Origin of the sequence: Legionella hackeliae (genome assembly GCF_000953655.1) — a bacterium.
Classification (GTDB): Bacteria; Pseudomonadota; Gammaproteobacteria; order Legionellales; family Legionellaceae; genus Tatlockia; species Tatlockia hackeliae.
This window is the reverse complement of sequence record NZ_LN681225.1, coordinates 3,181,253-3,204,458: the sequence shown is the minus strand read 5'-3', so window position 1 is coordinate 3,204,458 and position 23,206 is coordinate 3,181,253. Positions and strand designations below refer to the sequence as shown.

The window sequence follows — 23,206 nt, the reverse complement described above, 5'->3', positions numbered from 1 at the left end:
CGAATTAATACCACTTCAATCAATCACATGAGAGGGTTTAGGATTCTTAAACTCACCCCTGGATGCCAGCTAAGCTGTCATCCAGAGTGATGCTGATTCCGTGTGGAGGAGGTTATATTTTAAACTGCTCAACAGGTGGTTCATTAATTTCCGATTGATTAGAAACTTGCAGAAACTTAGCAATATCTTCTCTCTTAGCAGTATATGAGCGAGTTAATTTTTCATATAGGTCTGAATTATGTTTCGTTAGTTTACCATTTTTTACGCTACATACACGAACGAAGTCAGGTTTACCGGTTTCAGTCTGCTTATTACAAATTAACTCATATTCAACAGGGTACTTTGTATCATTATGAGTGCATACCTTAATAATTCTAACCTCACGAGTATTTTGACCGGTATTGGCTGTCGAAAGGGCATTGTCAAATGTACTATTATCATCTGTTACCGTAATTTTTTCCCGTTGACATAAGCGTACCACAGCATTTTCTGGTATCTCAGGAGCAACTTCAATAATTCTAATATTTCTACCTGCGTAATCCTTATCGATCGTTTTACTAAATCGAAAATTATCTACATAAGCTCCTGTAACGAATAAATTTTTGATATTAGCCGAACTAATCGTATCCTTTAAAATTGCCGCCTCAAAGTGATAATCAGAGCGAGTGACTTGAACTTCTTTACTTTGCTGAATCATAAAATCGTTTAGAGCATCTACACTGAATTCAACTAAAGATTTATCTTGTAGTCTAAAAACAGAATTCGTATAGGTAGTTTTTCCACTGCCATAAGGTCCTATTACAACTAAGGCATTCAACAGATTTTCAGTAGGCATTAGCGCAGCGATTTCAGCACTCACCTGATTTAAAGTACTTGCATAATTTTCCATTATTGTCTTATGCTGATTTCGCCTTGCAGCGACATACAAGCGATCTAATCTAGCATGTATATCATCATCCATCTCAGCTGTAGTAGCCCATTTAGTTACTCTATAAGTGCCATTTCCTTGTGGTTCTAATGCTGCTTCAAATGGATATGGCCAACCCTTTCTTCCTTTTTCTTCTTGCGCTTTTATCTGCTTTAACATGTCCTGAGAAATAATGTCATCTTTATCAAAGGCTATCGTTCCTTTATAAATACCCATCATTTGTTCATCATAGGCATCTTTATTCGGTGCTTTCCACAATTTTGAATAAACCAGCCAATGAGTTAGAAGCGGTACAGGACTTTTGGAGTAAAAATAATGTTTCTCAAAACGCGAATCTTCATACATTTTTTTATAAGCATTTGCCGCCTTCTCTCTTAATGAAAGCGTATTGGTACTACTCCCATTTTCAACTACAGTTGCTAGTAACAGGTATAACATGGGATTGGAGGTAATCAAGGTTTCATTAACTTTTGCACCGTTCACATAATTAAAATCATCGATGTAATCAATTAATAAATTATTCAACAATTCTATTGTTTTATTGGTTTGAAAAATTCTGTCATGAATCAAGGCATCAATTAAGTCTTGTATCTGCTGTGCTTTGAAAATCTTTTCTAACTCTGTTTTAACCAACATAATTTCCACCAAACAAAATAAGTAGGAATAGGCTAATCAATTGATCGATTTTAATACAACTAAAAACACTCTTTTTTTTATTCCATTTTGGAATAGGGTTGATAATTAATGATTCTCACCCGAATTAATACCACTTCAATTAATAACATTTTTAGATAGCATTAATCCTGGTGAGAATATTGAACGAGGAAATTAAGAAACCTTGATTGGTTTTAAATTTATCCCACAAGTGATAGTTGCTCGCATGGAGCGTTTTCAAGTTCAGTAATATAAGTTGAGAGCATATCAACAATAGTTTTTTCTGTAGCCCCTTTTATTTTAATATCAAATATCATGCCTATGTTTCGTCGCGTATAATGATCAAGTTTAAAATTAGCACCAAATGTTGATAATATTGTTTGAGCCTCAGTGGTTATAAAAGTAACTTGTTCAATGCAGATGGACTCTATTTCTTCCACAGAGCGAGAATCAACGCCTAAAGTTTGCCGAGTTGTTTCATCCCCAATAGCTTGGATCTCCCTGTTTTTTCGCTGGAGTAAGCCATTAGCGTACTTGCAATAGAGGTGAACTAAAAATAAATCAACATAATCACCATACAAACTCTTTAGAGGATCCAATTCAATTTTAATCTCGTTTAATTTTTTTTTGCAGGACGGGAGATCGTCTTCGTTTGAATGCGTTTCAATTTTATCGGCTATCTTTACTAACAGGGCGCAAAGATTATTTTTGTTGATCGCCTTTTGTAGAAGGCTATCGTATTCGCTTGTTAGTTTATCGAGTGAAGCCATCTTTGTTGGGGTGAGTGCATTTATACTAAATATACCTGCTAGAGCAAATTGGGCGGCTTCTGCACTAAACTGAACCTGAAGCTCTTTTTCAAGCGCACTTATTTCAGTCGATAATTTTTGTGCTTTCTCAAAATAATAATACCCTTCGTATAGAGAACTAAAAGCAAAATTCTGTACCCTGGGAATAAATATCACAAAGTTATGGTGATAAGAATAATACTGTATCCCTTTTGGAGACATGATGATGTCTCTAAAGCGCTTACTAGTCTCACTTAATCTTAAAATATCTTTTAATGATAGGTTTTTACTGATGCTTAAAATTAGATCGTCATTAAGAACTTGCATATTTAATTCCTGGCTCTTGTAAAATGACGACTTTATCACACCATTAGCTCAATAAATACAAATATTGGTCAGAATGCTTTTAAATTAACTCAATCCGTTGTTCTAATTGTAAAATTGCGCACAAAAACACAGACCCCAAAAGTTTAGGGTTCCTAAATTTTTGGACATGGCAGACTAAGATTTTTTGTGTCTTCTAATGTTTCTTAAATTTTTCTCTACCTTGAGATTTCTTTAGGTGAGAAGTCGATTTTTTTACCGTTGATTTATCAGAATCCACCGCAAAATTTGCTATTTCCATGAGTGCCTGCTGAGGACTGAAACTTGCAGTGGCAAGCATGGGGTCCAACAGCGGCTTAGTGATGTCAATTGCTGCTTTTGTAGGAGCCATGGTTAATTTTGTTGGATCTAACAATGCTTTTAAAGTTCTTGCCGTGTCCAAGGTTGATTTTGAGGAATTTTTAACTGACTCGGTAATGGGACGTAGGGTTTGTTCAAAGATTGCAAACGATTGTTGAAAATAATTAAGTGCTCTATGGCCATTTTCTATGGCAAGGTTCACTTGTTTTTCAATAAATTCTTCAGGACTTTTGATAGTAGCCAAATCTTCAGCTTTAATAAATTTAAAGTTTTTTAACGTTGTCAGATTCAGTTCGAGCATTTCAAGAAATGGTTTTTGCATATGCTTTGCTATTTCACTCCATTGCTCTAAATACCGCTGATTCATACCCCCCTCCCTGCTATGCAAATGAAGTATCTTATCTTTTAAGTTTAGGACTTAAGCTGCGAATTAGCAAAGTGCATCGCCATTTGATTGATGGCGATGCGAATCTCACGATATCAGGCTTTGATTGAAATCAAACCACTAAACTTTTTGCAACCACTTCACGCAAGTCTCTTGACAGCTCAAGTGAAGCCAATTGTCTGAGTTCTTGTTTGATTAGCTCTTGTCGTTTTAAATCATAGCGACGCCAACGAGTAAAAGGAGTGGCGAGTCTTGCAGTAATTTGTGGATTTATTTTGTCGAGCTTAACTATCATCTCTGTCAAGAAAGCATAGCCACTACCATCTTTGGCATGGAAGTTTCGTGGATTGCTTTGACAAAAAGCGCCAATTAATGCTCTTACTTTATTAGGATTTTTTATATTAAACGCAGGGTGTTTTAACAGCGTTTTAACTCGCGCTAAGGTATCGGGCAACTCACTGCTTGCCTGAATTGCAAACCATTTATCCAAGACCAACTCATCTTGAGACCATTGTTGATAGAAACTATCAATAGACTGTTCTCTGAACGACTCTTGAGTACAATTGTTTAATAAGGCAAAACTCGCCATCTGGTCAGTCATGGTTCGGGACTTGATAAATTGCTGTCGGCATACACTTAAACTACGTTTTTCATCCGCCTTCATCATTAACCATAAACAGATATTTCTTAATTGTCTTTGGCCATAGGCTTGTGCATTCATAGCATGACTTTCAATTTGCCATAAGCGTTGATAGGTAGAAGAAGCCTCTTCAATTAAATACATGCCTAATGTTTTACGGAAATAATCACGTGCAGCCTCAACGTTATCAACATCCACCCCAGTTAAACTCGCAGCAACCTCCTCAAATGAGGGGGGGGTTAGAATTTCTGCTCGCAATGCATTATCCAGTGACTCATCTAACAAAACATGACGATAGGCAGCAAGCAATGCATCAGGAATACCCCACTCTTGCTGAGGGGAGTTGAAATAAGTTTGTATGCAGTTTAATGCTAATCGCTGAGCTGCATCCCATTTTGCAAAACCATCTGTTTCAAAACGCAGTAACGCCAATAGCTCTTTTTCACTGGCCTGAGAATATAATTTAATTGGCGCTGAAAAATCGCGTAACAAAGAAACAATAGGCTCGCCTTTTAATCCTGTAAAGCTAAACGTCTGTTCTGCTTCACGCAGTTCTAAAACATCTTTTTCGATAGCTAATTTCTGACCATTTGCGTCAAATAACGCGACGCGAATCGGAATATGAAAAGGTTTTTTATCCGTGCACTCTGGAGTAGCTGGACATGATTGGGTCATGGTAATGGTCAAGGTGTCACCCCTAAAGTGCTTGGAAACCCTCACCTCGGGTGTTCCTGCCTGACTATACCAGCGTTTAAATTGGGTTAAATCAACCTGATTAGCATCTTCCATCGCGGCCACAAAGTCATCAATTGTTACCGCCTGACCATCATGTCTTTCAAAGTACAAATCCATTCCGCGGCGAAATCCATCTTTGCCTAACAAAGTCTGCTGCATACGGATAACTTCAGCGCCTTTGTTGTAGACCGTAGCCGTATAGAAGTTATTAATTTCTTGATAGGATTCAGGGCGAACTGGATGCGCCATGGTACCCGCATCCTCGGGGAACTGGGTGCTGCGTAACGTTTTCACATCTTGAATACGGTTAACATCGCGAGAATTCATATCTCGAGAAAACTCTTGATCACGAAATACAGTCAGGCCTTCTTTGAGGCTTAGTTGGAACCAATCACGGCAAGTGACGCGATTTCCTGTCCAATTGTGAAAGTACTCATGGCCAACAACGCCTTCAATATCGGCAAAATCTTGATCGGTTGCCGTATCGGAACGTGCCAAAATGTATTTTGAATTAAAAATATTTAATCCTTTGTTTTCCATCGCCCCCATATTGAAATCACTAACTGCAACAATCATAAAGATTGCTAAATCATATTCGCGTCCATACATCTCTTCATCCCAACGCATCGCACGCTTTAAAGACGCCATCGCATGCTCACATTTATCTTCATTCCCAGGTTCTACATACACATGCAAGTCAACATGCTTACCCGAACGAGTTTGGAATGTGTCTGAAATGTGCGCTAAATCACCTGCCACTAATGCAAAAAGATAAGAGGGCTTTTTGAAAGGATCTTGCCATTTCACCCAGTGACGTCCTGCGGGTAGATCACCAGAATCAATTAAATTACCATTGGAAAGTAAAACAGGGTATTTCTCTTTGTCTGCGGTAATAGTGGTGGTAAAGGGTGCTAATACATCGGGTCTATCCGGGAAAAAAGTAATACGTCTAAAACCCTCGGCTTCACATTGGGTACAAAAAAGGTGGTTAGAACGATAAAGGCCAGATAGCTGAGTATTTTCCTGTGGGCGTATGCGTGTAACTATCTTCAAAGTCAACTCATCAGGGCAATTTTTAATCAGTAGATCTCCCTCACGCAACTCATAGTCAGACTCAGTCAATTGCCGGCTATTTATATGAATACTAACCAGTTCTAACTCATCCCCATACAAGTGCAGCCCTCCTTGATGCTGACGCTTCAATTCCAATTGGCTAGTGACAAGAGCATGGTCATCATAGAGATCAAAATTAAGATCAACATTTTTTACTGTAAAAACAGGTGGTTGGTAATTTTTTAAATAAATAGTAGTGTCTGGCATGGAGTTTGCTCCTGTTCTTGCTATAGACCAAAAAATATTAAAATAATAGTTTGAATTTTTTATTAAATTTGTCTGACTAAGGCTATACTAAATTTAAGTAGTGTCTCGCTTTTACAGGCGAAATGCAAAAAAATTGAAGTTAGAAAAAAAGCTGAGCTATTTTCCCAAATTAGGCAGGGATAAGTAAAAGGGGATTGACTTATGAATACAAATGATTTTTTAACTGGCTATACTCAACGCTTTGTGGATAACAAAGAGGAGGAGCTGACCCTCAATGAATACCTCGAATTATGTCGCACAGACCCTTCTGCCTACGCTAACCCAGCCGAACGCTTGTTGATGGCTATTGGTGAGCCTGAACGCATTGATACACGCCACGATCCAATTTTATCGCGTCTTTTTTCAAATAAGGTTATTCATCAATATCCTGTATTTAAAGAATTTTTTGGAATGGAAGAACCTATTGAGCAAATTGTAGGCTTCCTGAGACACTCCGCTCAAGGCTTGGAAGAAACGAAACAGGTTCTTTATCTTTTAGGGCCAGTAGGGGGCGGTAAATCATCCTTGGCTGAAAAATTAAAAGATTTGATGCAGAAAGTTCCTTTTTACGCCATTAAAGGCTCACCCGTCTTTGATTCCCCACTTTCTCTGTTTGACCCGGAAGAAGATGGTGAATTACTTTTTGAGCGCTTTGGTATTCCACCGCGACATTTACGTTATGTCATGTCTCCCTGGGCTGTTAAACGCCTTCAAGAATACAATGGGGATATTAGCCAGTTTAAAGTTATTAAAGTAAAACCTTCTCGCTTAAAACAAATTGCCATTGCGAAAACTGAACCTGGTGATGAAAATAACCAGGATATTTCCTCTCTGGTCGGTAAGGTAGATATCCGTAAGTTAGAGGAGTTTTCTCAAGATGATCCTGATGCTTATAGTTATTCAGGGGGCTTGTGCCGCGCTAACCGCGGTTTATTGGAGTTCGTGGAGATGTTTAAAGCACCTATTAAAGTGCTTCATCCGTTGTTAACCGCAACCCAGGAAGGAAATTACAATGCCACAGAGGGATTATCCGCAATCCCCTTCGAAGGTATTATCCTTGCTCATTCTAACGAAGCTGAGTGGCAGACATTCCGCAATAACAAAAACAATGAGGCATTTATTGACCGTATTAATATTGTCAAAGTACCTTATTGCTTACGAGTCTCTGAAGAGTTAAGAATTTATAAAAAGCTCGTAGACCACAGTTCTCTTAAAGATGCCCCTTGTGCACCGGGGACATTAGATATGCTCGCTCAATTTTCTGTGTTAACTCGCTTAAAAGAGCCACAAAATTCAAGCATTTATTCAAAGATGCGCGTTTATAATGGCGAAAGCTTAAAAGACACTGATCCTAAAGCAAAATCTTATCAGGAATATCGAGATTTTGCCGGAGTGGACGAAGGTATGAGTGGTATATCAACCCGTTTTGCCTTTAAGATTTTGTCCAAAGTATTTAATTTCGATCACACTGAGATTGCTGCTAACCCTGTGCACTTGCTCTATGTTCTTGAACGTCAAATTGAACAAGAACAATTTCCTCAAGAGCTTCATGAAAAATATTTAACGTTCATGAAAGAATATTTAACACCAAAATACGTTGAATTTATTGGCAAAGAGATTCAAACAGCTTATCTCGAATCGTATTCTGAATACGGACAAAATATTTTTGACAGATATATTACTTATGCCGATTTTTGGATTCAAGATCAGGACTATCGAGATCCTGATACGGGAGAAATTTTTGATCGTAGTTCCTTAAATCTCGAGCTTGAGAAAATAGAAAAACCAGCTGGAATTTCCAATCCAAAAGATTTTCGTAATGAAGTGGTTAATTTTGTTCTTAGAGCTCGTGCCAATAATCATGGAAAAAATCCGGTATGGAATAGTTATGAGAAGTTAAAAACTGTGATTGAGAAAAAAATGTTTACCAATACAGAGGATTTATTACCAGTAATATCCTTCAATGCCAAAGCGTCTGAAGACGATAAGAAAAAACATGAGGAATTTATTGCGCGCATGGTAGACAAAGGCTATACCCGCAAGCAAGTAAGGTTACTGTGCGAGTGGTATTTGCGAGTCCGCAAATCACAATAACTAAGTGCAGAGCTTATCTTAATAATTAGTCTATCAATTCATTAAGATAAGCGATGAATAAGGATTCTAGTTATGTCGCAAATCATTGATAGACGGCTAAATGCTGGTAAAAAAAGCACAGTAAACCGCCAGCGTTTTTTACGCCGCTACAAGAACCAGATCAAACGTGCCGTTTCTGACGCAGTTGGTAAGCGTAGTATTACGGAAATTGATCAAGGTGAAGAAATCAGTATTCCTTCGCGTGATATCTCTGAGCCGCGCTTTCATCGTGGACAAGGTGGTCGGGTAGAGCGCATTCTGCCCGGTAATGATGAATTCTTAGCGGGCGATAGAATCAAACGTCCTTCAGGTGGTGGTGATGGCGGTGGCGGCGGCGGTCAAGCCAGTGATTCCGGTGAGGGTGAGGATGAGTTTGTCTTTCAATTATCTCGCGAAGAATTTCTAGATCTGTATTTCGAAGATTTGGAATTACCTGATTTAATCAAAAAAGAATTGGCAAGAATGACCACCTACAAAACTATTCGCGCTGGGGTGACTAGTAGTGGTATTCCGACGAATATAAACGTTGTGCGCTCTATGCGTCAGGCGACAGGTCGTCGTATGGCATTAGCCTCACCTTACAAGCGACAGTTACGTCAGGCTGAAGAGGAATTAAGCGAATTAGAAGCCAATCCCAATGCACAAAAAATTGATATTCTTCGCCTGAAACGGGATATTGAATTCCTTAAGAAAAAGATCAAATCAGTTCCCTTCATTGATACCATCGACTTACGATATAACAATCGTGTTCGGGTACCCTCCCCGTCAACGCAAGCCGTTATGTTTTGTGTAATGGATGTTTCCGGCTCGATGGATGAGGCTAAAAAAGACATCGCGAAACGTTTTTTTATCCTGCTTTATCTTTTTTTAACGAAGAATTATGAAAAAATAGAATTAGTCTTCATTCGTCATCATACTTCAGCGAAGGAAGTGAATGAGGAAGAGTTTTTTTACTCCCGTGAAACCGGGGGAACAGTAGTATCCAGCGCGCTCGAGTTATTATCTGCAACGATTGAAGCACGATATCCGCCCTCGGCCTGGAATATTTACGTCGCTCAAGCCTCTGATGGCGATAATTGGAATGCTGACTCTCCTTATTGCCAGGAGTTATTGCAAGAAAAAATTATGCCTTTGCTGCAATATTTTGCCTACATAGAAATTATGCCGCGTCATCATCAAAGTCTTTGGGAAGTTTATCAACAGGTTCGCAATTCCTATCCCAATTTTGCGATGGAAAATATTGATAATGTAGCTGATATTTACCCAGTTTTTCGCGAATTATTCAAAAGGAAAACCACATGAGAAAAAAACCTTTATCCATTGGAGCTGAATGGACCTTTGAGCTTATTCAAGCCTATGATAAAGAAATTGCTCGTTTGGCAAAAGATTTCAAATTAGACACCTATCCCAATCAAATTGAAATCATCTCTGCTGAGCAGATGATGGATGCTTATGCATCGGTGGGCATGCCCATTGGTTATCATCATTGGTCATTTGGAAAACATTTTGTTGGTGTTGAAAAAAGTTATAAACGCGGACAAATGGGATTAGCTTATGAATTAGTCATTAATTCAAATCCTTGTATCTCTTACCTCATGGAAGAAAATACCATGGCAATGCAGGCCCTGGTAATTGCGCATGCTTGCTATGGCCATAATTCTTTCTTTAAAAATAATTATTTATTCAAAATGTGGACGTCAGCAGATGCCATTATTGACTACCTGGTTTTTGCGAGAAATTATATTAGCGAATGTGAGCAACGCTACGGCATTGATGAGGTAGAAGCCATTCTTGATGCGTGTCATTCCCTTATGAATTACGGTGTAGACCGATACAAGCATCCTGCCAGTTTGTCCATTCAAGAAGAAAAAATTCGTCAACAAAATCGCGAGATGTATTTACAATCACAAGTGAATGAATTGTGGCGCACCATTCCTCAAAGCAAACAGGTTGATGAAAATGGATATAAAAAACGTTTCCCTGAAGAACCGCAGGAAAACATTCTCTACTTCATTGAAAAAAACGCGCCTTTATTAAAATCCTGGCAGCGGGAAATCGTGCGCATTGTGAGAAAAATTGCTCAGTATTTTTATCCTCAAGGACAAACTAAAGTCATGAACGAAGGATGGGCCTGCTTTTGGCATTACACCTTACTCAATGCCCTCTATGATGAAAGATTAGTAACCGATGAGTTCATGCTTGAAATTTTGCAAAGTCATACTAATGTGATTATGCAACCCTCATTTAATAGCCCTTATTTCAGCGGGATAAATCCTTACACTCTAGGCTATCACATGATGCAGGATATTAAGCGCATCTGTGAAAATCCTACAAAAGAAGATGAACAATGGTTCCCTTATCTAGCGAATACTGATTGGTTGACAAGCCTGGATACTGCGATGCGAAATTTCAAAGATGAAAGTTTCATTGCGCAATATCTATCACCCAACTTAATACGCGAACTTAAACTGTTTTACATCATAGACGATGACAGGCAACCTGATCTCTATGTCGGCGCTATTCACAACGAACAAGGCTATCAAACTATTCGGGAAGCATTATCCCGGCAATACAATCTGGGTTATCTTGAACCTGATATCCAAATTTACTCTGTTGATATAGAAGGGGACCGGTCCTTAACGTTACGCTACACACAACATCATCGCGTTCCGCTTGGAGACAGTACTGCTGAGGTGTTAAAACATTTATATACCTTATGGAAATTTCCTGTTGCCATACAATCTGTGGATGACACAGGGCAAGTTACTGCTGAATATTTTTGTCCTCAACCTCAGGCAAAAAATCCGCCAAAGGAAACTCATTAATCATGTTTGTTGGGTCAACACGCCCAGCAAACATGATGCATCACCGTCACATAATAGGATTTTGCACCAGAATCAAACGAACTATACTTATAAAGATATCTTAACTTTTTAAGTATTATGAAGAAGTTTTCTCCTAAAGAATTTGACCTCTTAATTCATCAAATTGGTTTACAAACTGATTGGGCTAGCACTCGCTTTTATAATTCAAAAGAAGGAAATGATAGAGGACGGAGATAACACTGGAGCCAGGACCAAACTTCAGGAACTTAATGCAAAAAATCTTCAAATTGGCACTCTCAAAGATATGCTTGCGGTTACGAAGGGTGAAAAACATATGTACAATCAACAGGGTGAGCGAGTGAGTTCCTTCACAGAAGCCGACTTTATTGTCCCTTCGGATAAACAACTGGTTAAGGAAGGTAATGAATTTTACTTATTGGATCAAGGTAAATCTCTCAATGATTCGAATAGAGACACAGCAAAACAAGATTTTTTACGAGCGCAATCAGAAATGACCAGTGTAAAAAATCTTATCGATAGCAATCGTACAATAGAAACAAGTGAAGTCGATAAAAAAATTGCTAATATCGCTCAAAAAATTGAACATTTACAGCAACAAAAATCTTTTGCTGAGAAAAATACCATGGGAACAATCTCAGATACACATGATTCAGACAAAGGCTTAGATCTTAGCTCATTAGCAAGCCAACAGGATAAAACACAAACTGAAACTCAAGATGATTTAGCGACCTATAAACACTAAAAAAACCACCCAACAAAGGGTGGTTTTGGTTTTAAAAACAAACTGTTTAGTCTGTATTATTCACTAGCCAATTCAATTGCGAAAGCAATTCCTAATTTAGCAAAATTAGTCATATGCTCAGGATAGAGTCTGTTCATTGTGTCTTCTTTTGAATGGATGTAGGGGTTGTGATCTTCAAAGCTTGTTTCACATGGAAATGCTGCTGGAATACCTACCTTAGTCCAGGAAGCATGATCGCTACAACCATAACCGCATTTTGAATAACTCACAGGAACTTTGACATAGGTCTGAATCAGATCCACCATAAAATTACTTAGAGTCTTGTCGGTGTAGTCACGGAATACCCACATTGTTTGATCGGTAGGATCATTTCGGAATCCAGTCATATCAAATTGAATCGCTGCTTTCACAGGGATTCCTTTTTCCTGGAAATCTTCTACGACATAGCTTGAACCTACAAGACCTCGCTCTTCAGCAGCATACCAAATAATGTAAATTGGGCGTTTGAATTCCATTTTAGATGCTAAAAGTACACGCGCAATTTCCATAACACTGGAAGAACCACTACCATCATCTCCAGCCCCTGGCATGCGACCATCTAATGTATCCATGTGGGCACCGATAACAATACCAGGCTCTTTCAGATCTTTTCCAATCACGGTCACTAAAGAAGGTTGCTTATACCAGCCAGTTTCTACAAAATAAGTCGTTGTATCTTCCCGACCATTCGCTATAGCCATTGCCTCAAATTCTTGCTGTAGCCACTGAGCAACCTCTTTTCCGCGATCAGTTGTAGCAGAACGATTATAGTAATTCGTTAAATGCGTTAAAGTACTCATGATGTTCTGAGTATCAACGGCCGCTAAAGCGGTATTAACTTCTGCTGGATGCTTAATTTCATACATCGCTTCCGGGATATTTGCTTTAAACTCAGGTTTTGCTAAGAGAGCCTGTGCCGTCTTTACTTTAGAACTCGCCGTCTTGGTAGTGAGATGATGGCTCACATTAATAAAACGTCCACAATGAACCTTATCAGCAAGCAGAGCAATTTTAGTTATGTCTGCAACAGGAACTTCAATAATCTTAAATTCTTTATTTTCAGCAAGCACGGGGTAAAAAGACAATTGGCTTGCGAGGCATTGTGGTACTTGCAATTGTTCAACAGTGGGGACAGAGGCAGCCGACAGTGAATTGGTTGCCATAAGTAAACTAGTGGATAGACCAGCTATCCAATGACTAAAACGCATCATCACTCCTTGTTAACGTTTAAAAAATCGCTTCCATGGTACATGAGGATGCAAAACTATGTCACCCCTATTTTCCAACTCCATCACTTTATTTTTTTATAAGCGATCTCCGTCGCTCGAGATGTTATTTTTTTGCCCTCGAAGTTATTGATAATCATTTTCATTTGTTATAAAGTTTCATTTCTTTTTATCTGCCTACTTGGTGAACAATGAAAGCAAAAAAAATCCCTTATTATCTTCTTTTGATATTACTTACTATGGGTGCAAGCTTAATTCTTGGTTTCTTAAGCTTTGGAGGCATGTTTGTTTTATCACCAGCATTATCACTAGCCCTTGGCTCTTTCGTTCTTTCTGTCGCTTACGAGGGCGAAATTTATCTACAAAATATCAAAGGTGCATTAAATAAATTATTCTTCAAGCGAGAGTATCTGAAACATCATCTAGCGAATGAATATTTGCTCACTCATTTTCCTAATACTGCCGATGAAAACTGCCCTGAATTTTTTAAAGATTATGAAAAGCAATTAAAATTATTGCATTTGTTTGCTCATAAAAAATTGGACAAGCAGAGTCTTGCTGATAAACAACGAATTGAAAAAACCTTGCGTAATATGGAGAAATGGTTTGCGCAACAACTTTCAGGACAAGTTTCAAACCAAACCCTCTCTGATTCTGAGACAACAACCGTCAATATCTACGAAAACCAACTGAAACAGTGGTTAAGTAATCATGATCAGGAAGAGTGGCAAACTAAATTAAAAGAACGTCGTGCTCACTTTAATAAAGTAAAACTTTTTAGTTTACTTGCCAGTATCTTTATGGGATTTGGTACGACTTATTTATTAGTGGAGGCCTTTGCTGCTATTCCTCTTTTAGCGGCTATTTCTATGACTGCACTTCCATTTTTGATTGTCCCTATGGCGATAATCGCTGGTGCTGCCTATGGCTTCCTCACTTACAATGCTGTAACGGATATGATTAATAATGACACTATTCGCAAATGGTATAACAAAATTCGTCATAATTTATCAGAAGGTCTTACTGTTCGTTCTGTTTTTATCGCCACGGTTGCTATTTTGTTAGTTGGTTTAGCGGTGGCTCTTACTGTTTGTACTGCAGGTACCTGGTGGACAGTTGTTAAGCATACTCGCCCCATTTTTACTTGGATGGAGAAAATACCAAGCTTTGTAATGGGGGTTATCCATCCAGTGGTTACCGGCATGTCCTCTTTAGTGTTTAACTTACAAAATACCAGCGAATCCTTGGATATCATTGATAAGGCTACTCAAGTAAAGCATGGATTTTTAAAGCGCTTTGGCAAATCAATTGTTGAGGGTTGGCAGAATCTTAAGGCCCGAGAAAACTGGTTGCAAATTGTTAACCCTGCGCGTATTTTGTTAAAGCTTACTGTTACTCCCCTGCGGATAGTCTTCTTTCTAGGTCATTTAATTAGTATTGGAGTTACTGCTGATAGGGTACCGGGAGTTCCTGAAATTGTGTCCGCTTTACTTGGAATCATCAGTGAAGGTTTTGAAGATGCACATTACTTCTTCGATCATAGCCATGACGGACACCAGCACCATCATGACGATGAACATCATCACCATCACTCAGACTCGCATGAAGTTGAAATGCAGGACATACATCAACATACCAATAAACCATCCAAACAGACTAAAGCACTGTTAAAAGAGCGTTTAAGCGCAGGCCATGGTCATGATCATAGTGTTGATATTCCTACACGAGTAATAAAAGGTTTCTTCTTCCTATTCTATATTGCTGCTGCAAAATGGGATTCTTGGGCAAGTCAAAGAAATGAAGGAACGTTTCGTCATGTTCTTGATTACAAACAAGCACGGGAAAAGCAAATGGGTGAGAAAGAAATCAGCCATGTTAATTTAAAGGGAGTCGAGCAACCTTCTGCTAATTGGAAAGCTCATCATGCCATTTACCGTATTGATCGATTTAAAGAAAAGCATTTAGGAAAAGTAGTTTGGCAGCAAGGTATTGCCCATGAAAAACTGGATGCGCTTAATACTCTGCAAAATGACTTACGTAACGGTAAATCGGTTGTAGAGCGATTAGAAGAGGAGAAAGGAAACCACGTTCACTATAAACAACGCTTTTTTGATAGACCGGACAGCAAAACCAAAACAAGTAAATTTATTGACGAATTACCCACACAAATTTCATCTCCTGCCGCTTAGCGTTCTCAATGATGCAGTACAACGTATGTTGGGTCGTTTGACCCAACATATATTTCACTTAAATCTCGTTAGACATTGGCCAATCAATATAGCCATGAGCCCCGCCACCATACCATAATTCTTTGGGAGCTTCCGCTAAGGACGCTCCATTTTGCAGGCGTGCGACCAAATCAGGATTAGCAATAAAAGGGCGGCCTAAGCAAATTAAATCCGCTGTATTGTCGCGACGAGCTTTCAATGCAAGTTCTAAATCATAACCATTATTAGCCATGTACTGTCCACTGAAGAGAGCTCGTAACTCAGTAAAACTAAAGTTAGCCGGAATATTGCGTGGCCCTGTAGTTACCCCTTCAACACAATGAAGATAAGATAAATTAAAATGATTAATTGCTTTAACCACATAAGAAAATGTCTCCATTGGTTTGCTATCCGCAATATCATTAGCGGGGCTCACAGGAGATAAACGAATCCCTATTCTTTCTGAAGGCCACACTGAGACAAGGGCTTCTAGCAACTCCAGCAAAAAACGTGTTCGATTTCCCAAACTGCCACCATAGCGATCAGTTCTGAGATTGGTTTTATCACGTAGAAATTGGTCGATTAGATAGCCATTGGCAGCATGTAACTCAATGCCATCAAACCCTGCTTGCTTAGCACATTGAGCCGCATGAACATACTGTTTTATCACTTCAGGAATTTCGCTTGTTACAAGAGCACGTGGAGTCACCAACTCTTTAAACCCAGTTTCAGTAAATGCCTGTCCCACTGGTTTAACGGCAGAAGGCGCGACAGGTAATTGATGATCGGGTTGTAAATCAGGATGTGAAATACGTCCCACGTGCCAAAGCTGAGCAAAGATTAATCCTTGTTCAGCATGAACCGCGTCGGTGACCAATTTCCAACCGGCAACTTGTTCTTGCGAATAAATACCAGGAGTAAATGCATAACCTTTGCCTTGCTGCGAAATTTGCGTCGCTTCACTGATAATTAACCCAGCGCTTGCTCTTTGGGCATAATATTCAGCATTCATTAGACCTTGGACATCATGTTTGCCAGCACGACTGCGAGTCAAAGGAGCCATCACAATGCGATTAGCTAATCGCAGTGAGCCAAGCATTGTTGGCTGGAATAAATCCGTTTTATTCAAAAGAACCATCCTTGTAGTAATCATCTAAGTATCAAATAAGTTAACGTAGACTAAAAGGAAATAAAAGCCTTCTCGTATTTAATCCTGGAGTAGATTTTTTAATCCCGCTAAATGAGATTGAGCTGTCGCTTTTGCTTTCGCTTCATTTCGTTCACCTGATTTGCCAAACCATTCCAGGCTATCTTGAGGCAGCTCCTCTAAAAAACGACTTGGTTGGCAGTCTTGTAATTCGCCCCCACGGCGACGTTTTTTAGCCAACGTTAAGCACAACGCTTTTTGGGCACGTGTAATTCCCACATAGGCTAAGCGGCGCTCTTCTTCGATTTGATCTTCGTCAATACTTACTCGATGCGGTAATAATTCCTCTTCCATACCCACCAAGTACACATAGGGAAACTCAAGGCCTTTAGAGGCATGTAAGGTCATTAATTGCAAACTTTCGCCATCATGCTCGTCGGATTGCTCTAAAATATCGATAAGAATCAGTTTGTTAACCACATCAGACAACTGTTGATCGGTATCTTTTGCAAGTAAACGGCCCACCCACTCAATAAGTTCCCATACATTGTCCATGCGTTTTTGCGCTTTTGCAGGTGCATCACATTGCTCATAAATATAAGCCTCATAACCACTGTCATCCACCATCTCACGCAATACCTCAACTGCACCGCGCTTTTTTAGTTGCTGTTTGATTTCCTCAAACCATTGCTTGAAATGGAGTAAGGCTGCCCGTGGTTTATCCGCAAGTAGCTCAGCTAAAGCCAAATGATCTGCACAACTGTAAAGACTTTGTCCTCTGCCTTGTGCGTAATGTCCTAACGCATCGAGACTGGTATCGCCAATCCCTCGTTTTGGAGTGTTAATTACTCTTAAGAAGGCGGCATCATCAGCGTCATTACACAGTAGTTTTAAGTAAGCAAAAATATCCTTAACCTCGCTGCGAGCAAACCACGATTGTCCTCCACTAATACGGTATGGAATACCGTGATGACGCAAAATTTTTTCAAAAATGCGTGACTGATGATTTCCTCGATATAAAATTGCATATTCGCCATATTGCGTACGATTGCGTAATTTATGACTAATCAAATCAGCCACAACTTGCTCAGCCTCATCATTATCATCTTTACATACCAAAACACGCAAAGGTTCCCCATGGCCTAAGGCACTCCACAATTTCTTGCTAAACAAATGGGTATTGTTGGCGATTAAATGATTGGCGACATGTAAAATTCGTGCGGTAGACCGATAATTTTGTTCAAGTTTAATCACTTTAAGTTGGGGATAATCTTTTTGCAGTTGTGCCAAATTTTCAGGTTTAGCGCCTCGCCATGCATAGATAGACTGATCATCATCACCCACAACAGTAAATTGTGCTCGAATCCCGGTAAGCAATTTAACCAACAAATATTGGCAGGTGTTGGAATCCTGGTATTCATCGACTAACAAATGACGAATTTTATTTTGCCATTTTTCCCGGACCTCAGCATGATTGGTTAACAAGTGAACCGGCAAGCGAATCAAATCATCAAAATCAACTGCATTATAGGCTTTCAAGGCCTGTTGGTAGACAGGATAAATGCGTGCAATCTCATCATCAACTGCAAGTTTTGAAACATCTTCAGGACTTAATAATTCATTCTTCCAGCGTGAAATTTGCTGTTGTATTTGAAATAAATAATCGCGTTCTGTGGCTTTATTTGCAGGTAAAAAACTTCGTAATAATTGCAGACAATCTTCACTATCAAAAATTGAAAACCCAGCTTTTAAACCACACAAAGCCACATTGTGCTTAATGATCGTTAAACCTAAAGTATGAAATGTAGCTACCTTTAACCCACGTCGAATCGTTGCGGGTAGAACAGAAGCAATACGGGCTCGCATTTCATTGGCTGCTTTGTTAGTAAATGTCACCGCACAAACACTGGTAGCAGCATAGCCACATTGTTCAAGCAAATAGGCTATCTTTTGGGTGATGACCCTAGTTTTACCACTCCCAGCACCAGCCAGCACCAACAAAGGGCCATCAATATAGCGCACTGCTGCCGTTTGTTGAGGATTTAACATTGTCTTTTTATCTCGAACAAAAAAAGATCATTATCTCGTGACAAATCGAGGCGTGCAATCTTCTTTATGCTAGAATATGTCCATTTTGCAGATCCACAGGTTCAATAATGAAAGAAATTGACTCTCTTCAGCGTTTTATTTTTGAGAATGCCAATATTCGCGGTGAAATTGCTCATCTACAAGACACTTATCAAACCATCATGGGACAACGTTCTTACCCTCCTATGATAAAAAATCTGTTGGGCGAAGCGCTGGTTTCCTGTCTTCTTCTGGTGGGAAGCATAAAGTTTGAGGGCAATTTAAGCTTGCAGTTCCAGGGCGATAAACGTCTGCCCTTGCTGATTGTTCAATGTGATCATCACCTGAACTTAAGGGCATTTGCAAAATATGAAGAAGACTTACAAATTGTTGATTATGCTGAAGCATTTTTGAAAGGACAAATTGTATTAACCATTAATCAATATAATCAAACACAAGCTTATCAAAGTGTCGTCCCCATTCAATCCACCTCCATGAGTGAAAATTTAATGGCCTATTTTGCCCAATCTGAGCAAATTGCTACTCGTGTATGGCTAGCTGTGAACGAAGACATGGCAGCGGGTATGTTGTTGCAATTAATGCCTGGTCAAGATACTCAGCAACGTGAGAACTTCTGGGAATATGCTGTACAACTTGGGCAAACCGTGAGTGAGCAGGAATTGTTGACCCTCGATAACCAAACGTTACTTTACCGTCTTTATAATGAAACAGAAGTTCGCCTTTTCGATGCCCGTAGAGTACGCTTTCAATGCCGTTGCAGTGAAGAAAAAATGAAACAAGTCTTAACCATTCTTGGCGAAGAAGAAGCAAAACAGTTATTGAAAGAAAAAGGAAAAATCGACGTAACCTGTGATTTTTGCAATAAGCAGTATTCGTTTGATGCTATCGATGTCACTATGCTATTTCGGAAATAAGAGGGTTATTTTGGAAGATTCATGCCCTTGGAAGTTCTAATGGCATGAATCTTCGTAGGATTAGATTACAAATCTATCGTTTTTTCATTGAGGGAAATAGTTCAGCCTCAAATGCCTTAAGTTCGCTACTAGATTCAGTCTCTACTTTAAAAAACATAAAATCCTTTTTTTGCGCCACATTGTAGAGTCCTACAGCGATGTAGGGAATAACCAGCATACTAACTGCAAGGCCCACGTTGTAGAAAACTTCTTTCCAACCGCGATGATGTTTAAGTTCTGATTGGGCAGCCTCTATGGCAGCTAATGCGTTCTTTTTGAATTCTTCAGCAGAAGTAGAGGAGCGTTCTGCATCGTCAAATTTTACATATTCTGCCTCTAAGGTAGTACAAAGATCCTTGGCAGCCCTTACCGCCTTCTCATACTTGTTAGGATTCAATGTGGATTTCGTTTCTAAATCTTTCTGTAATTTCTTTGCTTTATTAAGTTGCTCTGTAAAATATCCATCTACATCCAGACGATTGGCTAAATTAAAATTGTCAATGAATTGAGTCTCTTCTTCATGGCTAATGTAACCAGACCGCTTCAAAACTTCTACGATTTCTATTAAAAAGGGCTCATCAATAACTTTTTTAAATTTCGCATGAGAGTGTCTTCCTTCCCTATCAAAAGCATCCTGATGTAACAAGTGGTGCCCATCATGTTCTAATTTTACCCACTGAATCACGCCCAGTTCATCCATAAGTCGTCTTTCTGTCGTATATTTATCGCGTTCAGAAATGTAATAACAAGGCTCTTGTACGGAACGAAACCCACCAATCTTGTGATCAAGGATCAATCGCTCTTCATATTCACCATTGGGTTTCACATAGATAGTCAATGTGTCGTTAAAAATACTGAAATTTGCTTTTTTGCAAAGTTGAGAAAACGCACGAGGAGCCATTGTTAGATTCCTGTTATGGCAAATGTGATTTAATTTTATACAAAAAAGATTAAGAATTTATTAAGTAATAACACTTTAAAAAAGCAATTTTTAAAAAAATTATTTGGCATGGCATATGTATAAAAAATAATCTTTAGCTATTTCGGAGAATCCCATGTCAAGGCTAATCCTCGCGTTTAGTTTTTGGTTATTCTCCCCATTATTTGCCGGCAATGTTCATATTATTGCCGTCGGTGATGTGCTTCTCCATAAACCCTTACAAAAAACGGGGATGGAAAAAGGGTTTAGTACCTTGTGGTTAGCTGTCATTCCTCAATTGGATAACGCCGATATTACGTATGGAAATTTAGAAGGCCCTGCAGCTGAGATGCTTGACAGTCGAGGTAATAGTACGACAAATATTAAAGAGGCTTATACTGCTTTTCCTATGTTTAACTATCCGCCTTCCTTAATTAGTGCATTAAAACTCTCAGGCTTTGATGTGGTTTCCACCGCCAATAACCATACTTTGGATCGTTGGGGAACTGGTATCGATAAAACCATCGCCAATTTACAGACCAATGCAATAGCCTTTACTGGCACACGTCGGCAAAATAGCGAGGATGCCTGGTTTGCTGAAACAACGAGTAATAATGTCTCTATTGCCTGGTTGGCCTGTACTCAGGATACCAATGGCATTGCAGACAAACATCGCCAAGTTCTTCATTGTTACCGCGATAAACAACAAGTACTGCAATTAATTAGTGAACTCGCTAAAACCCACGACGCTGTTATTGTCACGCCCCATTGGGGGGTGGAATATCAAACTCGTCCTAATAAAGCGCAACAGGCATTGGCAAAAGAATTTGCTGAAGCAGGAGCGCTTGCGATTCTGGGGTCACATCCACATTGCGTGCAACCTTTTGCCTGGTTAACCACCCAAAATGGCAGAAAAGTGTTCGTCGCTTATTCTTTGGGGAATTTTATATCGAATCAGGGTAGTCTTAAAAATCGAAGCAGTGGTTTATTGTCACTACATCTTGAAAAAAATGAGAATGGTCGTATTTCGATTGCAAAGATTCTCTATCAACCCACGTTTATGGAAAATCGTGGCAATCAAATGCGTTTAACATTAGTCACTTCAAAAAAGCATCCTGCTTATCAATGGCTGAAAAAGGTGATTGGGGAGGGCTATCTAATTTTGCCCACCGAGGAGAAGGCAATGGCTAACACGTCTGCGCGCTCCTCATTGTAAGGGTGAATCAAATTTTGATAATACAATGCTATTTAATGATGAAGCCTCAAAGAACTCTCCGCGCATTGCTCGCAGTATTTGTTGCAGAGAAAGAAATTGGGCACTTAACTGAAAATACAAATCACCGGTCTGTCTCTCGTAGAGCTCTCCAACCGTAAGATAGGCCGCTTGACCAATATCGGCAAAATAGTCAAGGCTAACGTGACGCTTTTTGGCAATACCCGGGAAAAGCCCGCAGAACAATAGACTTTTGTCTCCCACATCTTTTAATAACTCAACTTGTCGACGCGGATTATTCATTGATTCCAGGAAATCCAAGGCAATAACGGATTCAATCAGTCTTGGTCCTTGAGAAAACCTCATCAGCAAAAATACCAGATAACTCTCTGTATTTTCGTTGAGAACCAGCTGTGTAGTGGCTTGCGCTTCATTAACCAGCGCATGCCATTGACTGATTTCGGTGGGATGCAAAATCAATTGCTTCATAGTATCCCCCAATCCATGCTTTTGCTTTTACTGTTAGTTTAGCAAACTACATACCAATATGCGGGAAACAATGTCTTTTATCTAAATACAGCAAGCGATAGGATTAATCTCGCTAAAAGGAGCCTCAGGTAGATAATCATTCGTGTAGCATTCATTCAGAGGAAACTGCTTATCAATGACTGCTAAATGCTGTGCATAACGTGCTACCTTTGCCCAATCGCGCTCGACATTCATTAAAGATCGCGAGAAAAAAGGCAATGTCCTTAAGAAAATTTTGCGATACATTTCACTGGCCAATTGTGGTTTTTGTTCGCACAGCAATTCAAACGCTTCGTCAGGGTTTTCCAGGGTATAGGCCATGCCACGCGATGTAGCTTTGAGAAATCCTTTAACCAACTCAGGATTTTTCAAGGTAGCATCAGGGACAATAAACTGAACAGAGCAAAAACAACAGCAACCCAGGCCTGCTAATTGATCAAGCCGTAAAAAAATGGTCTCTCCTTTTAAATAGTCCAATTCCACACGTTGAAAATTAATGAAACCCACTCCAATGTCTACTTTCTGACGACAAATTGCATCACTAAGATTCATGCCAATGCGTACTGTTTCATAACTACCAGCATCAATGCCGGCAAGTGTTGCCAAATCATCAATAATCTTCTTACCGAATTCACCAATATATCCAACCCGCTTACCGACAATATCATAAAAAGTTTTTATCCCGCTCGATTTTAAAGCGATTAGCCCTGTGGGTGGCTCATCAAGAAGAGTCCCAATGGAACTTACCGGGTAGCCTTTGGCGCGAGCAACTACCGTATGAATCATTGCTTTGACCCCAAAATCGACCTGCCCCAAACCAACAATTTCAGTCACATCACTGGGATCATTAGGTTCTAAAATAGCTAAATGAATACCCTCGTCTTTGTAATAACCTAGCGCTTGGGCTACAAAAAGCGGTGTATGATAGGGATTTGCATACCAATTTAATAATAATGTGGTTCTAGAATGAAGCTGATGCATTTGCCAAGTCT

The 23,206-nt window shown here is 39.4% G+C and carries 17 protein-coding genes; 7 read left to right on the top strand and 10 right to left on the bottom strand.

Translation table 11 applies throughout. The annotated features are described in order from the left end of the window. Positions 1–112 precede the first annotated feature (112 nt). The 4 genes from LHA_RS14155 to pepN form a co-directional block, all read right to left on the bottom strand. Positions 113–1,564, bottom strand: a complete 1,452-nt coding sequence (locus tag LHA_RS14155) for a hypothetical protein (RefSeq protein WP_045107118.1) — start codon at positions 1,562–1,564, stop codon at positions 113–115. Between the two features lie 218 nt (positions 1,565–1,782). Next, on the bottom strand, positions 1,783–2,697 hold the full coding sequence (locus tag LHA_RS14150) for an F-box protein (RefSeq protein ID WP_045107117.1): 915 nt from the start codon (positions 2,695–2,697) through the stop codon (positions 1,783–1,785). A gap of 193 nt (positions 2,698–2,890) precedes the next feature. Continuing rightward, entirely contained in the window at positions 2,891–3,421 is a 531-nt protein-coding gene (locus LHA_RS16380; protein ID WP_082060368.1) for a phasin family protein, read from the bottom strand. Between the two features lie 130 nt (positions 3,422–3,551). Further along, entirely contained in the window at positions 3,552–6,134 is a 2,583-nt protein-coding gene (gene pepN / locus LHA_RS14140) for an aminopeptidase N (RefSeq protein WP_045107116.1), read from the bottom strand. Positions 6,135–6,335: 201 nt separating this feature from the next. On the opposite strand from pepN, the gene LHA_RS14135 reads away from it, so the two are divergent. From LHA_RS14135 to LHA_RS14120, 4 genes are all read left to right on the top strand, one after another. After that, positions 6,336–8,267, top strand: a complete 1,932-nt coding sequence (locus LHA_RS14135; protein ID WP_045107115.1) for a PrkA family serine protein kinase — start codon at positions 6,336–6,338, stop codon at positions 8,265–8,267. Positions 8,268–8,339: 72 nt separating this feature from the next. After that, positions 8,340–9,608 (top strand): YeaH/YhbH family protein, encoded by a 1,269-nt coding sequence (locus tag LHA_RS14130; RefSeq protein WP_045107114.1) that lies wholly within the window; start codon positions 8,340–8,342, stop codon positions 9,606–9,608. After that, on the top strand, positions 9,605–11,131 hold the full coding sequence (locus LHA_RS14125; RefSeq protein ID WP_045107113.1) for a SpoVR family protein: 1,527 nt from the start codon (positions 9,605–9,607) through the stop codon (positions 11,129–11,131). The genes LHA_RS14130 and LHA_RS14125 overlap by 4 nt, the downstream gene beginning before the upstream one ends. Before the next feature lie 217 nt (positions 11,132–11,348). Beyond that, complete coding sequence (locus tag LHA_RS14120; RefSeq protein ID WP_045107112.1) at positions 11,349–11,894, top strand: hypothetical protein; 546 nt, start codon at positions 11,349–11,351, stop codon at positions 11,892–11,894. Positions 11,895–11,950: 56 nt separating this feature from the next. Here LHA_RS14120 and lapA read toward each other — a convergent pair whose 3' ends face one another. After that, positions 11,951–13,141, bottom strand: a complete 1,191-nt coding sequence (gene lapA, locus LHA_RS14115) for an aminopeptidase LapA (protein ID WP_045107111.1) — start codon at positions 13,139–13,141, stop codon at positions 11,951–11,953. Positions 13,142–13,350: 209 nt separating this feature from the next. On the opposite strand from lapA, the gene LHA_RS14110 reads away from it, so the two are divergent. Next, complete coding sequence (locus LHA_RS14110; RefSeq protein ID WP_045107110.1) at positions 13,351–15,348, top strand: hypothetical protein; 1,998 nt, start codon at positions 13,351–13,353, stop codon at positions 15,346–15,348. Positions 15,349–15,406: 58 nt separating this feature from the next. Here LHA_RS14110 and LHA_RS14105 read toward each other — a convergent pair whose 3' ends face one another. After that, positions 15,407–16,504 (bottom strand): alkene reductase, encoded by a 1,098-nt coding sequence (locus LHA_RS14105; RefSeq protein ID WP_045107613.1) that lies wholly within the window; start codon positions 16,502–16,504, stop codon positions 15,407–15,409. A 69-nt stretch (positions 16,505–16,573) separates the two neighbouring features. Beyond that, on the bottom strand, positions 16,574–18,562 hold the full coding sequence (rep, locus tag LHA_RS14100; RefSeq protein ID WP_045107109.1) for a DNA helicase Rep: 1,989 nt from the start codon (positions 18,560–18,562) through the stop codon (positions 16,574–16,576). 107 nt (positions 18,563–18,669) lie between these two features. Between rep and hslO the strand changes: the two genes are divergently transcribed. Further along, positions 18,670–19,515: an Hsp33 family molecular chaperone HslO gene (gene hslO / locus LHA_RS14095; protein WP_045107108.1), complete on the top strand. Its 846-nt coding sequence runs from the start codon at positions 18,670–18,672 to the stop codon at positions 19,513–19,515. A 73-nt stretch (positions 19,516–19,588) separates the two neighbouring features. Here the strand turns inward: hslO and LHA_RS14090 are convergent, their stop codons facing one another. Beyond that, the gene (locus LHA_RS14090; RefSeq protein ID WP_045107107.1) at positions 19,589–20,455 is read right to left on the bottom strand and encodes a hypothetical protein; all 867 of its coding nucleotides are present in this window, start codon (positions 20,453–20,455) and stop codon (positions 19,589–19,591) included. 154 nt (positions 20,456–20,609) lie between these two features. Here LHA_RS14090 and LHA_RS14085 point away from each other — a divergent pair, with 154 nt between their 5' ends. Continuing rightward, entirely contained in the window at positions 20,610–21,689 is a 1,080-nt protein-coding gene (locus tag LHA_RS14085) for a CapA family protein (protein ID WP_045107106.1), read from the top strand. Here the strand turns inward: LHA_RS14085 and LHA_RS14080 are convergent. Both LHA_RS14080 and LHA_RS14075 read right to left on the bottom strand, forming a co-directional pair. Beyond that, positions 21,681–22,175 (bottom strand): hypothetical protein, encoded by a 495-nt coding sequence (locus LHA_RS14080; RefSeq protein ID WP_045107105.1) that lies wholly within the window; start codon positions 22,173–22,175, stop codon positions 21,681–21,683. The genes LHA_RS14085 and LHA_RS14080 overlap by 9 nt on opposite strands. A gap of 81 nt (positions 22,176–22,256) precedes the next feature. After that, positions 22,257–23,195: an ABC transporter substrate-binding protein gene (locus tag LHA_RS14075; RefSeq protein ID WP_045107104.1), complete on the bottom strand. Its 939-nt coding sequence runs from the start codon at positions 23,193–23,195 to the stop codon at positions 22,257–22,259. Positions 23,196–23,206 lie beyond the last annotated feature (11 nt).